Origin of the sequence: Micromonospora sp. NPDC047557 (assembly GCF_043205095.1) — a bacterium.
Taxonomy (GTDB): domain Bacteria; phylum Actinomycetota; class Actinomycetes; order Mycobacteriales; family Micromonosporaceae; genus Micromonospora.
The window spans coordinates 887223-900697 of record NZ_JBIDDK010000001.1 but is presented as its reverse complement, the minus strand read 5'-3'; the positions used below and the strand labels follow the sequence as shown (position 1 = coordinate 900697).

Genomic DNA, 13475 nt, shown 5'->3' with positions numbered 1-13475 from the left:
GGAGCGCCGTGGGTGACTTCATGGACAAGGCCAAGGACGTCGCGGACAAGCACGACAAGCAGGTCGACCAGGGTATGGAGAAGGCCGGTGACATGGCCGACAAGCGCACCGGCGGCAAGTACGACGATCAGATCGACAAGGGCGTGGATCAGGCGCAGGCGCGTACCGGTGAGGGTGACCAGGTCCGCTGACGAACCGGATGTCTCCCGGGCCGCCGAGGTGTCGGCGGCCCGGGATCGTCCCTGTCGGACGGTGCGTCGGTCAGCGCTGTTGCTTCTCGCGTAGCTCGTCCATCGACGTCGGCCGGTCGCGCAGTGCGTCACGCATTCGGTCGATCATCCCGGTGCCGGGGGCGAGCAGCTTGTTCGCCGGCGGATGGTCCGGCGCGCTCGGGTGGGGCCGGGTCGGCGCGACCTTCTTGAACGCCGTCACCTTCGCGGCCAGCTCGACCAGTTCCTCCCGGGCCGTTGCGGCGCGCAGGCGGGGGAAGAGGTCGTTCTCCTCGTCCTGCACGTGGTGGCGGATGGTGCTGGTCAGGTGGGCGAGCAGTTCGTCGAAGCGGGGGTCGGACACCTCGACCGACTCCAGGTCCTTCATGGTCCGTTCGGCGTCGGAGTGCTCGTCGATCTCGTGGTCGGCGATCTGGTCGCCGTCGGGCAGTGCCTTGCGAGCCGTCGGATAGACGTACGCCTCCTCGGCCACCGCGTGCCGGACCAGCTCGGCGATCAGCACGTCGGTGAGCTGCCGGCGGTACTCGGGCGTGCCCTGCCGCGTCTCCAGCTCGACGAAGAGAGTCTCGACCTCGCGGTGGTCGGCGACGAGGATGTCGACGACATCTTCGTCGCCGGTGGTCTGTGGATTGCTCATCTGGGCCCCTTACCGGTTGCGGTCGGTGGGTGTGTGGCCCCTGGTACCCCGCAGCGGTCGGGCAAACCTACGGTCGCCGATGGATTTGACGGCGACCCGTTGTTCGCGTCGGGACGCTGTCGTACGCTTCGTCTCGGCCCGCCCTCACGGTCTTCTGTGAGGAGCAGTCATGCCCCTGAACCGCCTGCTGGCCCTCGGGCTCGGCGCGTGCACGGCGGTCGCGATGAGCGTCCCGCTGGCCGCGGCACCAACCTCGGCCCATCCGTCCCACTCCGGTGGCGGCAGTCTGGTCCTTGTCGGCGGCGGGCTCGCCGACGACAACGCTGCCGTCTACGGCGACATCGTCCGGCTGGCCGGCGGCGTCGGCAAGGCCCGCATCGGCATCTTCACCGCGGCCGCCCCGGTGCCGGCCGAGGATCCGGACGCGGCCACTCCGGACTGCAACAACAGTGTCTGCAACGGCGACTACTACGCCACGCTGTTCCGGAGCTACGGCGTGGCCGACGCGCAGTGGATCCCGATCGACCTGGACCGGCCGGGCGCCGCCGAGGACCCGGCCGTGGTCCGGCAGATCGACTCGATGACCGGCTTCTTCTTCGGCGGTGGCGACCAGTACCGCTATGTCACCACGATGACCCGGGGGAAGGCCCAGCGGGACACGCCGGCCCTGGCGGCGGTGCGGCGCAAGCTCCGCGCCGGTGCGGTGGTCGCCGGCACGAGTGCGGGCGCGCAGATCATGGCCGGCCGCGACATGATCACCGGTGGCTCCACCGAGCCCGGTCTGCGCGACGGTGCCCGGCCCGGCTACTTCGAGGACGCCGGCGTGCTGGCGTACCTGCCCAGGGGTGGTTTCGGGTTCTTCACCGACGGCCTGCTGGACACGCACTTCTCGCGGCGGGGCCGGGAGGCCCGGTCGATCCGGCTGGCGGCGGACACCCGGCACCAGCGGGTCTTCGGCCTGGACGAGGACACGGCGCTGGAGGTGACCGGGGTCGGCACGCCGCGGCAGTCGCTGCGCGTCCTCGGCACGCGTGGCGTGAGCGTGCTCGACCTGCGCCGCGCGCGGGTCACGGAGTCGGTTGTGTGGGGCATCGAGGGGGTCCGGTGGAGCCGGCTCACCTCCGGTGACCGCTACCGGTCCGGCCGCTGGCAGCCGGTCATCGCGCCGGGCAAGCAGCGGGTGACCCCAAACGTCGGCGCGTGCACCGTCCCGGCCTCGGACGACGTCTTCTACGACTACGCACTTGTCGGCCTCGCCGAAGGACTTGTCGACCAGGCCGGTTGTGCGTCGACGTCGGGCACGTCGTACGAGAAGGACCCGCAGTTCGCCGCCGAGGTGACCCGGGGCCGGGGCTTCGCCGGTTACCGGGTCGGCTCGACGACGTCGTTCGTGGACGCGGTGATCGGCATCCGCCCGGTCTGACGATCGGCCCACCCGGCACGTCCCACCAGGAGCGGTATGACTCTGCGTCATAAATATGACGGGGAGTCATACCGCTCGTCCGGGCGATGCCGGCCGGGCCACGTCGCCGCGGGCGCTGCGACGAGATGTAACAGAGGTTACTTATTGAGCAACGAACGTGATGGATGTAACTTCTGTTTCATCGATTCGTGGCCCCTCGGAGGTGCCCATGTCCCCTTCCCGTAACCCCATCCGCAAGCGGCTCGCGGTGCTCGTCACCACGACCACCCTGCTGACCGTGGCGCCGATCGGGGTGACCGCCGCGTACGCCCAGGTCACCCGGGTCCGGCAGGGCAGCTCGACGGACGTCAGCCGGGCCAGCTGGTCCGGCCCGGCGTACACCATGAACGGCTCGGGCGGCATCGTGGCCGCGACGATGAACCAGGCGATCGCCGCGATTCGCGGCGGCTCCGGCTCGATCGACGTGGCCGTCGTCGCCGGATCGGGCACCGGCACCCCGGAGTGTGACGTGATCACCGGGCTGAGCGGCGTCAACTCCTGCACCACGCTCACTCTCACCGCCGCCAGCGACGGCAACAACAGCCAGGTCAACACCGACATCCGCAACGCCGAGTTCGTCTACTTCGCCGGCGGCGACCAGTGTCGGTACGTGGCGTGGAAGGGCACCGCACTGGAGGCGTCCGTCGAGTCGGTGGTGGCCAAGGGCGGCGGGGTCGGCGGCGGCAGCGCCGGGCACCACGTCAACAGCGACATCGTGTACGACGCCTGCGGCGGCAGCGCCACCTCGGCCATCGCCCTCGACGATCCGTACGACGCGTCGATGACGTTCACGACCGGGATGTTCCGCTGGCCGAACTACGCCGACACCATCAACGACTCGCACTTCGTCACCCGGGACCGGATGGGCCGGCTCATGGCGTTCGTGGCGCGGTCCATCAAGGACGGCCGGACCAGCGGTGGCAAGGCGTGGGGAGTGGGCGTCGAGGAGGGCGCCTCGCTCTTCATCGACCGCACCGGCCTGGCCACCCTCAGCGGGCCGAGCGCGTACGTCGTGCTCGGCGACCACCAGCCGGAGGTGGCCAGCTCGGGCCAACCCCTGACCTACTCCAACTTCAAGATCTGGAAGCTGACCAGCGGTCAGAGCTACCACTTCGGCAACCGGCCGACCTGCGGCTACTACCTCAAGAGCGTCACCAGTGGCGTCCCCAGCGGCAGCCTCTACAGCGGTACGCCGGTCACCGACTGCTCCACGCCGCCGCCCACCGGCGGGTCCAGCTATGCCGAGGTCGAGGCCAACGACTCCCGCACCGCGGCCAACGACGTGACCGGCCGCAGCTACCCGCTGACCATCACGGGGGACATGAAGAGCGGTACGGACCGGGACTACTTCGCGGTCAGCCTCGCCAGCGGGCAGACGCTGTCCGTGAACTGCGCGGTGCCCACCGCGTACGACGCCGATCTCTACCTGCTCAGCTCCACCGGGAGCACGCTCACCCGGTCGGTCAACGACGGCGCCGGCACCGACGAGTCGGCGTCCACCACCCGTACCGCGTCCGGCTCGGCGACCTACTACGTCGAGCTGGAGGCGTACTCGGGATCGGGCAGCGCCGACTACAGCTGCACCGTCACGAAGTCCTGATCACCGCTGCGGCGCGGGCGCGTTCGGCGCGTCCGCGCCGCCTCGGGCCACGGCTAGGCTCAGCGCGTGTCGACCTCCGATCACGCCGACCAGCCGGACGCCCGGCCGGCGGCGGCGTACCCCAGCGGTTCTGACCCCGACGGCGCCGAGCCGGCGGCCGTCGGGGTGGCCGCCCTCATCCGGCAGCGCCTCGGTGAGTGCAGCCCGGCCGAGCGACGGGTGGCGCGGGCCCTGCTCGCCGCCTATCCGGCGGCCGGGCTCGGCACGGTGGCCGCCCTGGCGGAGCGCGCCGAGGTGAGCGCGCCGACCGTGCTGCGCTTCCTGAGCCGTCTTGGCTTCGGTGGCTACCCGGAGTTCCAGCGCGCGCTGCGCGACGAGCTGACCGAGCGCGAGGTCTCGCCGCTTACCGCGTACCGGGCGGCGGAACGCACGGGCGAACCGCCGGCGGGGGCGCTGTCCCGCGCGGCGGCGCGGCTGCCCGAGGCGGTCGCCCGCACGCTCGTCGAGCTGCCGCAGGGTGAGCTGGACGCGGCGGCCCGGCTCCTCGCCGACCAGCAGCTGCGGGTCACGGCGGCCGGCGGCCGGTTCTCCGGGCTGCTCGCCCACTATCTGGTGCTGCACCTCATGCAGGTACGCGGAGGGAGTCGGCTGCTCCCGCCCAGCCCGGTCGAGCGCACCGACATGCTTGTCGACGTGGGCCGGCGTGACCTGGTCGTGCTCTTCGACTTCCGGCGGTACGAGGAGCCGACGCTGGCACTGGCCCGCGAGGTGACCGGGCGCGGTGCCCGGGTGGTGCTGTTCACCGACCGGTGGCTGTCCCCGGTGGCCGGTCTGGCCGAGGTGGTGCTGCCCGGCCGGGTGGAGTCGCCTTCGCTGTACGACAGCTTCGTTCCGGCGTTGGCCCTGGTGGAGACGGTGGTGGCGGCGGTGATCGACCGGCTCGGGCCGGTCGCGGGCACCCGACTGAAGGCGATGGAACAGGCGCAGCAGGAGTTCCACATCGGCTGACCGTCGTTACAGAAAACTGTAACCCCACAGAAATAGTAATGTGCGTTACAGTCCGGGTGCTGGTACGTCTGGCACCCGGAAGGACACCCCATGCGCATCCGTCAGCTCGCCCTGGCCACCACGGCCACGGCCCTTCTCGCCGTCACCGCCGGCTGCGGCGGCACCTCCTCCACCGCTGCCGGCTCCGGCGGCGAGGCCCCCACCGTCACGGTCACCGTCGAGGGCGTCGGCCCCATCAGCACCGACGCCAACCTCGCCAAGAAGGTCCCCGCCGACCTGCGCGGGCGGGGCACGGTCACGGTCGCCACCAACGCCCCCTACGAACCGTTCATCGACTTCAAGCAGGAGGGGCGGACCGACGAGTTCAAGGGTCTGGACTACGACCTCTTCCTCGCCGCCTCCGCCCGGCTGGGCATCAAGGCCACCTTCACCCAGCAGCCCTTCGACGGGCTGGTGCCCGGCCTCCAGGCCGGCAAGTACGACGCCATCGCCGGTGGCATCACCGACAAGAAGGAGCGCCAGCAGGTCGCGACCTTCGTCGACTACTCCGCCTCCGGCACCGGCTTCCTCGTCAAGACCGGCAACCCGCTCGGCGTCAAGACCGTCGCGGACCTCTGCGGGCGCAAGGTCGCCGTGCAGAAGGCCAGCAACCAGGCCAAGAACCTCACCGCGTACTCCAAGGAGAGCTGCGCCGGCAGGGCCATCGAGGTCAAGGAGTACCCGGAGAATCCGCAGGCGGTACAGGCCCTGATCGCGGGCAACGTCGAGGTGGTCGCCGCCACCAAGGTCAATCTGGTGGACACCGCCGGCACGCTGGCCGGCAAGGCCGACCTGGTGGACGACCTGTCCGCCCCCAACGGCTGGCTGGCCAGCCCGAACGGCTTCGGCTTCCTCAAGAGCAAGAAGGACGTCGCCGAGGCCTACCGGGCCGCCGTGCAGTCCCTGATCGACGACGGCACCTACGCCAAGATCCTCGGCCAGTGGAAGCAGACCCCGATCGCCGTCAAGCAGGCCACCATCGACCAGGCCATCGATTGACCCCGCGGTAGGCGACCCCCTGAACCGCGGTCGCCGGGCGCCCTTTCCACACCGTGAGGGCGGGTCCGAAAGGCGCCCGGCGACCGCCGCACCGCTTTTCCGCTGGAGGCACTGCACATGAACGACACCGAGACCGTACGGGTGGTCCCCGTGCGGCACTACGGTCGGTGGCTGACCGCGCTGCTCGTGGTCGGACTGGCGGCCCTGTTCCTCCGGGCGCTGCTGGACAGCCCCAACCTCGAACCCGCCACCATCGGCGAGTACCTGTTCAAGGACTACATCCTCGACGGTGTGGTCACCACGCTCTGGCTGACCCTGCTGGCGATGGTGCTCGGCACCGTCGGCGGCGTCCTGCTGGCGGTCATGCGGCTGTCGCCCAACCCCGTGCTGCGGGCGGTCTCCTGGGCCTTCATCTGGGTCTTCCGGGGCACGCCGCTACTCGTGCAGATCATCTTCTTCGGCTTCCTCGGCGCGCTCTTCCCCCGGCTGACGCTGAGCCTGCCGGTCACCGGCACCGTCCTGTTCGACCAGCCCACCAGCGTGGTGGTCACCGGCACGGTCGCCGCCGTCCTGGCCCTGTCGCTCAACGAGATGGCGTACGCCGCCGAGGTCATCCGGGGTGGCATCCTCGCCGTCGACGGCGGCCAGACCGAGGCCGCCGCGGCGCTCGGCATGAGCCCGGCGCTCACCCTGCGCCGGGTGGTGCTGCCCCAGGCGATGCGGGTGATCATCCCGCCGATGGGCAACGAGACGATCACCATGCTCAAGTCCACCGCCCTGGTCTCGATCATCGCCGGGCGGGACCTGATGACCGCCGTGCAGACCGTCTACCAGGGCAACTACAAGGTGATCCCGCTGCTGGTCGTCGCCGCGATCTGGTACCTGGCGCTGGTGAGCCTGCTCTCCGCCGGGCAGTGGGCGATCGAACGGCGATTCGGGCGCGGGTTCAGTCGAGGAGGAGTGCGATGAGCGTCGCCGAACGGGTTCCCATGGTCCGGGCCGAGTCGGTCACCAAACGGTACGGCCCCATCGAGGTGCTCAGGGGCATCGACCTCGCTGTGGCGCCCGGCGAGGTGGCCTGCCTGCTCGGCCCCTCCGGCTCGGGCAAGTCGACGTTCCTGCGCTGCATCAACCACCTGGAACGGATCGACGGCGGCCAGCTCTGGGTCGACGGCGAGCTGGTCGGCTACCGGCGCAGCGGCGACAAGCTCTACGAGTTGAAGGCCCGCGAGGTGGCCCGACGCCGCCGGGACATCGGCATGGTGTTCCAGCGGTTCAACCTCTTTCCACACCTGACCGCCCTGGGCAACGTGATCGAGGCGCCGGTCCGGGTGCTCGGCACCGCCCGGGAGGAGGCCCGCGACGAAGCGCTGCGGCTGCTCGAACGGGTAGGGCTGGCGGAGAAGGCGAACGCCTACCCTGGGCAACTGTCCGGCGGGCAGCAGCAGCGGGTGGCGATCGCCCGCGCGCTGGCCATGCACCCGAAGTTGATGCTCTTCGACGAGCCCACCTCGGCGCTCGACCCCGAGCTGGTGGGTGACGTGTTGGACGTGATGAAAGGCCTCGCCGCCGAAGGGATGACGATGATCGTGGTGACCCACGAGATGGGCTTCGCCCGGGAGGTGGCCGACTCGGTGGCCTTCCTGGACGGCGGGGTGGTCGTCGAGGCCGGCCCACCGGCCGACGTGCTCGGCAACCCCCAGCACGAGCGCACCCGCGCCTTCCTCGACAAGGTGCTCTGATGGATCCGCTGCTCACCGCCGCCGGCGACCGGCTCACCGCGTACCACGAGCGGTTGGCCGAGCTGGTCGGCATCGACTCCGGTTCCGGACAGCTCGACGGACTGCGCGCGGCGGCCGATCTCGTGCAGACCTGGTGCCTGGCCGCCGGTCTGGCGGTGGAGCGGGAGCCGGTCGCCGACCCGGCCGGCACTCCGCTGGGCGACGTGCTGATCGCCCGCCGGCGCGGACGCGGCACCCGCCGCATCCTGCTCGCCGGCCACCTGGACACGGTGTTCCCGCCGGGCACGGCAGCCGCCCGTCCGTTCCGGGTGCAGGACGGGCGGGCGTACGGCCCGGGGGTGTGCGACGACAAGGGCGGTGTGCTCGCCGGCCTGGCCGCGATGGAGGTGCTGGCCCGGTTGGGGCTTGCCGAGTACGGGGAGCTGATCCTGGTCTGCACCCCCGACGAGGAGATCGGCTCGCCCGGCAGCCGGGCCCTGCTGCGCCGCCTCGGGTCGGAGGTCGACGTCGCGCTCTGCCTCGAATGCGCCCGCGAGAACGGCGACCTGGTCTCCGCCCGCAAGGGCGTGGCGGACCTGGAGGTCACCCTGCGAGGTCGCGCGGCGCACGCCGGCATCGAACCGGAACGCGGCGCCAACGCCCTGCTCGCCGCGGCCCGGTTGACCGTCGCGCTGGACGCGCTCAACGGCCGCTGGCCGGGTGTGACGGTGAACGTCGGGCACCTGCACGCCGGGAACCGGCCGAACGTGGTCGCCGATCAGGCCCGGATGCTCGTCGACCTGCGCGCCTGGCGCACCGGCGAGTACGAGACGGCGCTGGCCGAGATCCGTCGGCTGGTGGCCGTGCCGACCGTCTCCGGAGTCCGGGCCGAGGTGGCCGTCCACGCGCCCACCCCGCCCTGGGAGCCGAGCCCTGCCGATCGCCGACTCACCGAACTGGCCGCGAAGGTGGGGGCGGGGCTGGGCGTACCGGTGTCCCACACCGCGACCGGCGGGTGTGCCGACGCGAATCTGCTGGCCGAGGCGGGCGCGGCGGTACTGGACGGACTCGGCCCGGTCGGCGGCGCGGACCACAGCCCGTCGGAGTGGCTGGACCTGGACTCCGTCGTACCCCGTACCGCACTGCTGGCCGGCCTGATCGACCAGGTCAGCCGGGACGACGGTGGCTGACGTACGGCTGGTGCGGCCGGTGCCGGTGGGGCGGAGGGGCACGATTGGCCGCACGTCCCCGGGGTAACCGCCGCCATGGCCGACGACCGCCCACCAGCCGACCGGGACCGGTCGCCGCTCGGCGAGGCTGCCGAGAGGAGCGAGCAGGCGGTCGAGCGGGTGCGACACCGCAGCGGGCAGGCCAGCCGGATCCGGGCCCGGCAGTGGGAGGTCACCCTGGTCATCTCGATCCAGGCTGGGCTGGCCGCCGCGCTCGCCGCCCTGATCGCCCAGCACTTCCTCGGCCCCGGAGCGCACGTCTTCGCCCCGGCTGCCGCCGTCGGTACGATCGCCACCGCCATCGGCCAGCGGGCCCGACGAACCTTCGAGCTGCTGTTCGGCGTCGGCCTGGGCATCGTCATCGGTGACGCGCTGCGCTTCATCATCGGCAACGGGCCGTGGCAGACCGGCGTGGTCGTCGCCCTGGCCATCGCCAGCGCCCTCCTGGTGGCCGGTAAGGGCGGGCCGTTGGTCGGCCAGGCTGGCGGTACGGCGGTGCTGATCGCCACGCTGGCCCCGATGCAACGTGGCCTGGAGCTGCCCCGGATCTTCGACGCGCTCGTCGGTGGCGCGGTCGGCCTCCTGGTGGTCGCGCTGCTCCTGCCCATCAACCCGATACGGGTGCTCGACCGCGCCGCCACGCCGATCTTCGCGGTCCTGCACGAGCAACTCGCCGAGCTGGCGGAGGCGGTACGGCAGCGCGACGTCGACCGGGCGCAGGGTGTTCTGGAGCGGCTTCGCGGCACCGAGGGCGACGTGGGGCGCCTCAACGACTCGCTGAGTGGGGCGGAGGAGGTGGTCACCATCGCGCCGGCACGCTGGCACCGCCGTCAACAGTTCCACCGGTACGCCCGCAGCGCGTCGCACCTGGAGCGGCTGCTGCTGGACAGCCGCGCGCTGGCCCGCTGGTCGACGACCGCCCTGCAGTACGACGAGCCGATTCCGGCGGAGCTGCCGGACGCGATCGCCCGGCTGGGACAGGCGGTGGAGGAGATGCGGACGGAGTGCCGGGTCGGCGAGACGACGCAGTGCACCCGCAAGCTGGTCGAGGAGTGTGCCGAGCTGGCCGGACGGGCAGCCGCGATCGGGGTCAAGTCGTTCGGCGACGCTCTCGTCACCGGCCTGCGCACCGCGTCCAGCGACCTGCTCCGGGCGGCAGGGTGCGAGCCCGACGACGCCAACCGGATCGTGCGCAAGGCGGCCGGCGCTGGCGAGGCGGCCATCTCCCCGCCGACCCGACGCCATCTGCACCGCGCCCGGCCGACTCGGGCCGCCCGGGCGCGTCGGCGGGCGCACCTCGCGACCCGTCGGCGCGACGACGACCGGGCCGGCCTCTCCGCGCAGAAGAGACCGGCCCGGTGAACCGTCAGGGTCAGGAGGAGTAGCCGCGCTCGGCGATCCAGTTGGCGACCTTCGGCAGGCTCATCCAGTACTCGCCGAGCGCCGGGTCGGCCGGGTCGGCGACGCGGATGCTGTCCCCACCGTCGCGGTAGCCGACGAGCGTCAGGTAGTGGCCGCCCTCGTACGAGTGCGGGTTGCCGTCGGTGTCCACTGTCGTGCCCTTGATGTTGGCCACCACCGGTCGGCCGGCGTCGATCGCGGCCAGGACGTCCCGGCGCAGCTGCTCGACCTGATCGGGGCGAGCCACCGAGTCACGGATCTCGGTGGTCCGGTAGTGACCGCCGGTCAGCTCGTTGAGCACGCGGGTGGTGTCCAGGGCCGACGGTGTGCCCGCCTCCGTGGTGCCGAGCCGCTTGGCCACCTCGTCCTGGGACAGCGCCTTACCCTGCGCGGAGAGCGCGATCCGGGTCGCGGCCGGGCCGCAGTAGAAGAAGTTCGGCTGGGCCTGGTAGTCGACGTCGAGAATGCGCTCCGCGCTCCGGTTGGTCTGGCTCGACGAGGTCGGGGCGCCCTGCGCGGGGGCTGCCTGCGCGGCGACCGCAGGGCCGAGGGCGCAACCGCCGGCGACCAGCAGGCCGACAACGGACAGGCCGCTCTTCTGCACGATCGGGTTCATGGTCGAGTCTCCGTTCGGGGGTAGCCGCCTCCGTGGCGGTCTCGGCCGTGCGTACCGGGGACGTAACGGCCCTGCTTCGGCCGACATTCCGTCGCCGGCTGCCGCTGGGGCGTCGTGACCAGGTGCAACGGCTACCGCCGGTGCGAGATTCCGGGAGACCGCGCGCGGCCGCGGGAGAGCCCGAAAGGGGCACGGTGGCATGAAGCGGACAGCACGCCGGTGCTGCTCAGAGGCTCCCGAGCAACCCCGTCACGGTGATCTCGATGACCACGCGCTCCGAATTCGGGCGCGGGGTCCGATACCGCTCGGCGTAGCGGCGCTCCGCCTCCGCGACGGCGGCTCGGTCCGACCGGAGCACCGCCCGGCCCTCGATCGTCAACCAGCGGCGGCCGTCCACGTGGCAGACCGCCACCGGAGTGCCGTCGGCGCCGGCGGCGGCCACCTGGCGAGCCTTGCGGGACGTACTTGAGGTGATCACCCGGGCCAGCCCGGCTGCCGGATCGAGAGTGACCCCGACGGGCACCACGTGCGGGGTGCCGTCGGCGCGCAGGGTGGTCAGTGTCGCCAGGTGCCGTTCCGCGCAGAAGGCGGCCACCCGGTCGTCGCGGATGTCCAGCCGATGATCGCCCGCCACGTCCGTCCCCCGTCCTGCGCGCCAACCTCGATCATCGTACGGAGCGGGCGCGGTCCGGATCCGGCGGCGCGTCCGGCTGCCCGGGCAGGCGACGGCCGGCCGCCCGGCGCTTGTGCACGAGCCGCGTGAGGTAGATCAGCGCGCCGGCCAGAACACCCATGTCGTCCAGGTAGATCGGGTCCGGGAGGATGTCCACCGGAAAGATCGTGTAGATCAGCGCCCCGTAGAAGGCGACCTTGCCGCCCGCGCCGAGCCCGGTCAGCAGCCGCCTCGTCCGCACCAGCCGTACCGCCAGCACCACCGCGCCGACAAGTGTGGCGATCGCCAGGATGCCGGCGATCACCACGAGGACCCACGCCTGTCGGGACATGCCGTCACGCTAACCCACAAGCGCCGGCCCGGCCCGGTTCGCCGGGTCGCGAAGAACCGGAACCGCCGGGCCACCGGGTCAGAACGCCGGGACCGCCGCCCGACCGCGGGCGACCACCGCGTTCTCCCGGGTCTGCTCGGTCGACGGCCGGAGGACCTCGCTGAGCGGCAGCACCGACGCCGACTCCGCCACCCGCCGCCCGGTCGCCGCGTGGGCCTCCTCGCGAAGGCTGCGAGCCGCAGCCACGGCCAGCTCCGCGGCCCGCCAGGCCGCCTGCTCCCGCTCCTGGGCCGCCACGTGCCGGGCCGCCAGATTGTCGCGGATCGCCCGCTGCAGCACGAGTTCCTGCTCGACGGGGTGCAGCCGCGGGTCCCAGCCGTCGCGGTGCGCGAAGACGTCGCTGAGCTGCTCCACCGACAGCTCCCGCCGCCAGTACGCGTCCAGCGCGGCCCGGTGCAGGTAACGCTCGCGGTCGGCGTACTCGGCGGGGGTCCGCACGGTCTGCGGCAGCGGCATCGCGGCCGCCTCGCCGAGCCGCCGTACGCCGGCCTCGGCCGCCTCCAGCGCCTGCCAGGCGGCTTCGACGGTCTCCTGCGCGGCCACCCACTCCGCCCGCCGACGCTGGGCGGTGGTGGTGGCGCGCTCGGCGGCCACCGCGATCTCCTGCGCGTAGCGGCTCTGCTCCCGATCCTGGAGCGCCTGTTCGAGCTGGCTGGGCATGGCGGCGTTGCGGATCCGGGCGGCCGGGTCGAGGCGGAGCCGGCCGGGTCGCAGCAGGAGCGCGGCGACGGCGACCACCACCACCCCGAGCAGGCTCAGCCAGATGGCGGCGGCCCGGGGCACGTCGGGCAGGACGGCGGAGAGGACGGTCTGCATGATCAGCACCTCGCGGTCGAACGACGGTATCGACGGATGGGTCCTGACGGCACCGGGCCGGTCGCTCGACTGGTGTCGACGCGCCGGGTTCCGAGTGGTCGGGGTGAGCTGCGGATGGCCGCCCGGCTCGGCCGATCCCCGCTGGGCGGGATCTCGTGAGCCGGATCGGGTCTGGCTGCGGGTAGCGCCGGTGGCGGCGACCCGAACACCCGGACGCACGACCCGGAGCCGGGTCACAGCGAGCGTCGGGTGGCCTGACGGCCTGAGATCAGCTGGTGGGAGGGCCGCGTCGGGGCGGGGTGCCGCGGCCGGGCTCAACGGCCGGCGTGTGCTCCGCGCCCGTCAGGACCGGGCCGGTCGGCGCGGCCACGATGGCGTCGCTGCTCGGCCGGGGCGCGGCCGGCTGGCTCGTCCGCTCGGTGGCCGCGACGGCCTCCGGCTGAACGGCGTCCACCCGGCTGCTCACGGCGCTGGGCCGCAGCTGCGCCTGAGCGGACGGCGGGGTGGCGGCGAGCGCGCCGCCGAGGCCGACCGCGAGCACCAGCGCGGTGACCGCCAGCCGGGTCAGCTCCCGCAGTGACCACAGCACGGCCCACCGGGCGGGGCGGACCAGGGCTGCGGACGACACCCGACCAACCTATCGTCCGACTCGG

The 13475-nt window shown here is 72.3% G+C and carries 15 protein-coding genes; 9 read left to right on the top strand and 6 right to left on the bottom strand.

Going from position 1 to position 13475, the window contains the following annotated elements; translation table 11 throughout:
* The first annotated feature begins 20 nt into the window (after positions 1 to 20).
* Entirely contained in the window at positions 21 to 191 is a 171-nt protein-coding gene (locus ACGGAQ_RS04160; protein ID WP_255787856.1) for an antitoxin, read from the top strand.
* A gap of 70 nt (positions 192 to 261) precedes the next feature.
* Here the strand turns inward: ACGGAQ_RS04160 and ACGGAQ_RS04155 are convergent, their stop codons facing one another.
* Positions 262 to 867 (bottom strand): hemerythrin domain-containing protein, encoded by a 606-nt coding sequence (locus tag ACGGAQ_RS04155; protein WP_393044435.1) that lies wholly within the window; start codon positions 865 to 867, stop codon positions 262 to 264.
* Positions 868 to 1036: 169 nt separating this feature from the next.
* On the opposite strand from ACGGAQ_RS04155, the gene ACGGAQ_RS04150 reads away from it, so the two are divergent.
* From ACGGAQ_RS04150 to ACGGAQ_RS04115, 8 genes are all read left to right on the top strand, one after another.
* Positions 1037 to 2290: a cyanophycinase gene (locus ACGGAQ_RS04150; RefSeq protein WP_393044433.1), complete on the top strand. Its 1254-nt coding sequence runs from the start codon at positions 1037 to 1039 to the stop codon at positions 2288 to 2290.
* Between the two features lie 208 nt (positions 2291 to 2498).
* Entirely contained in the window at positions 2499 to 3929 is a 1431-nt protein-coding gene (locus ACGGAQ_RS04145; RefSeq protein WP_393044431.1) for a hypothetical protein, read from the top strand.
* Positions 3930 to 3995: 66 nt separating this feature from the next.
* Positions 3996 to 4937, top strand: a complete 942-nt coding sequence (locus ACGGAQ_RS04140) for a MurR/RpiR family transcriptional regulator (protein ID WP_393044429.1) — start codon at positions 3996 to 3998, stop codon at positions 4935 to 4937.
* Between the two features lie 90 nt (positions 4938 to 5027).
* Positions 5028 to 5975, top strand: coding sequence for a transporter substrate-binding domain-containing protein (locus ACGGAQ_RS04135; protein ID WP_393044427.1), 948 nt, complete (start codon positions 5028 to 5030; stop codon positions 5973 to 5975).
* A gap of 117 nt (positions 5976 to 6092) precedes the next feature.
* Entirely contained in the window at positions 6093 to 6944 is an 852-nt protein-coding gene (locus ACGGAQ_RS04130) for an amino acid ABC transporter permease (protein ID WP_393044425.1), read from the top strand.
* Positions 6941 to 7717, top strand: coding sequence for an amino acid ABC transporter ATP-binding protein (locus ACGGAQ_RS04125; protein ID WP_393044423.1), 777 nt, complete (start codon positions 6941 to 6943; stop codon positions 7715 to 7717). The genes ACGGAQ_RS04130 and ACGGAQ_RS04125 overlap by 4 nt, the downstream gene beginning before the upstream one ends.
* Entirely contained in the window at positions 7717 to 8886 is a 1170-nt protein-coding gene (locus tag ACGGAQ_RS04120) for a M20 family metallopeptidase (protein WP_393044421.1), read from the top strand. The genes ACGGAQ_RS04125 and ACGGAQ_RS04120 overlap by 1 nt, the downstream gene beginning before the upstream one ends.
* A gap of 75 nt (positions 8887 to 8961) precedes the next feature.
* Positions 8962 to 10287, top strand: a complete 1326-nt coding sequence (locus tag ACGGAQ_RS04115; protein ID WP_393044419.1) for an aromatic acid exporter family protein — start codon at positions 8962 to 8964, stop codon at positions 10285 to 10287.
* A gap of 10 nt (positions 10288 to 10297) precedes the next feature.
* Here ACGGAQ_RS04115 and ACGGAQ_RS04110 read toward each other — a convergent pair whose 3' ends face one another.
* The 5 genes from ACGGAQ_RS04110 to ACGGAQ_RS04090 all read right to left on the bottom strand — a co-directional run bounded on the left by ACGGAQ_RS04110 (position 10298) and on the right by ACGGAQ_RS04090 (position 13450).
* The gene (locus tag ACGGAQ_RS04110; protein WP_393044417.1) at positions 10298 to 10942 is read right to left on the bottom strand and encodes a C39 family peptidase; all 645 of its coding nucleotides are present in this window, start codon (positions 10940 to 10942) and stop codon (positions 10298 to 10300) included.
* 226 nt (positions 10943 to 11168) lie between these two features.
* Positions 11169 to 11576 (bottom strand): pyridoxamine 5'-phosphate oxidase family protein, encoded by a 408-nt coding sequence (locus tag ACGGAQ_RS04105; RefSeq protein ID WP_393044415.1) that lies wholly within the window; start codon positions 11574 to 11576, stop codon positions 11169 to 11171.
* Positions 11577 to 11607: 31 nt separating this feature from the next.
* Positions 11608 to 11946 carry a hypothetical protein gene (locus tag ACGGAQ_RS04100; RefSeq protein ID WP_393044413.1) on the bottom strand — a complete coding sequence of 113 codons (339 nt, stop codon included), beginning with the start codon at positions 11944 to 11946 and terminating at the stop codon, positions 11608 to 11610.
* 78 nt (positions 11947 to 12024) lie between these two features.
* A complete protein-coding gene (locus ACGGAQ_RS04095) occupies positions 12025 to 12822 on the bottom strand; it encodes a hypothetical protein (protein ID WP_393044411.1) in 798 nt (265 codons plus the stop codon).
* Between the two features lie 268 nt (positions 12823 to 13090).
* Positions 13091 to 13450 carry a hypothetical protein gene (locus ACGGAQ_RS04090; protein WP_393044409.1) on the bottom strand — a complete coding sequence of 120 codons (360 nt, stop codon included), beginning with the start codon at positions 13448 to 13450 and terminating at the stop codon, positions 13091 to 13093.
* Between the last annotated feature and the right edge of the window lie 25 nt (positions 13451 to 13475).

Coding starts and splice junctions, on each gene's coding strand:
- ACGGAQ_RS04155 (WP_393044435.1), bottom strand. CDS start 867: ATGAGCAATCCACAGACCACCGGCGACGAAGATGTCGTCGACATCCTC.
- ACGGAQ_RS04120 (WP_393044421.1), top strand. CDS start 7,717: ATGGATCCGCTGCTCACCGCCGCCGGCGACCGGCTCACCGCGTACCAC.
- ACGGAQ_RS04115 (WP_393044419.1), top strand. CDS start 8,962: ATGGCCGACGACCGCCCACCAGCCGACCGGGACCGGTCGCCGCTCGGC.
- ACGGAQ_RS04125 (WP_393044423.1), top strand. CDS start 6,941: ATGAGCGTCGCCGAACGGGTTCCCATGGTCCGGGCCGAGTCGGTCACC.
- ACGGAQ_RS04145 (WP_393044431.1), top strand. CDS start 2,499: ATGTCCCCTTCCCGTAACCCCATCCGCAAGCGGCTCGCGGTGCTCGTC.
- ACGGAQ_RS04100 (WP_393044413.1), bottom strand. CDS start 11,946: ATGTCCCGACAGGCGTGGGTCCTCGTGGTGATCGCCGGCATCCTGGCG.
- ACGGAQ_RS04110 (WP_393044417.1), bottom strand. CDS start 10,942: ATGAACCCGATCGTGCAGAAGAGCGGCCTGTCCGTTGTCGGCCTGCTG.
- ACGGAQ_RS04095 (WP_393044411.1), bottom strand. CDS start 12,822: ATGCAGACCGTCCTCTCCGCCGTCCTGCCCGACGTGCCCCGGGCCGCC.
- ACGGAQ_RS04130 (WP_393044425.1), top strand. CDS start 6,093: ATGAACGACACCGAGACCGTACGGGTGGTCCCCGTGCGGCACTACGGT.
- ACGGAQ_RS04150 (WP_393044433.1), top strand. CDS start 1,037: ATGCCCCTGAACCGCCTGCTGGCCCTCGGGCTCGGCGCGTGCACGGCG.
- ACGGAQ_RS04135 (WP_393044427.1), top strand. CDS start 5,028: ATGCGCATCCGTCAGCTCGCCCTGGCCACCACGGCCACGGCCCTTCTC.
- ACGGAQ_RS04160 (WP_255787856.1), top strand. CDS start 21: ATGGACAAGGCCAAGGACGTCGCGGACAAGCACGACAAGCAGGTCGAC.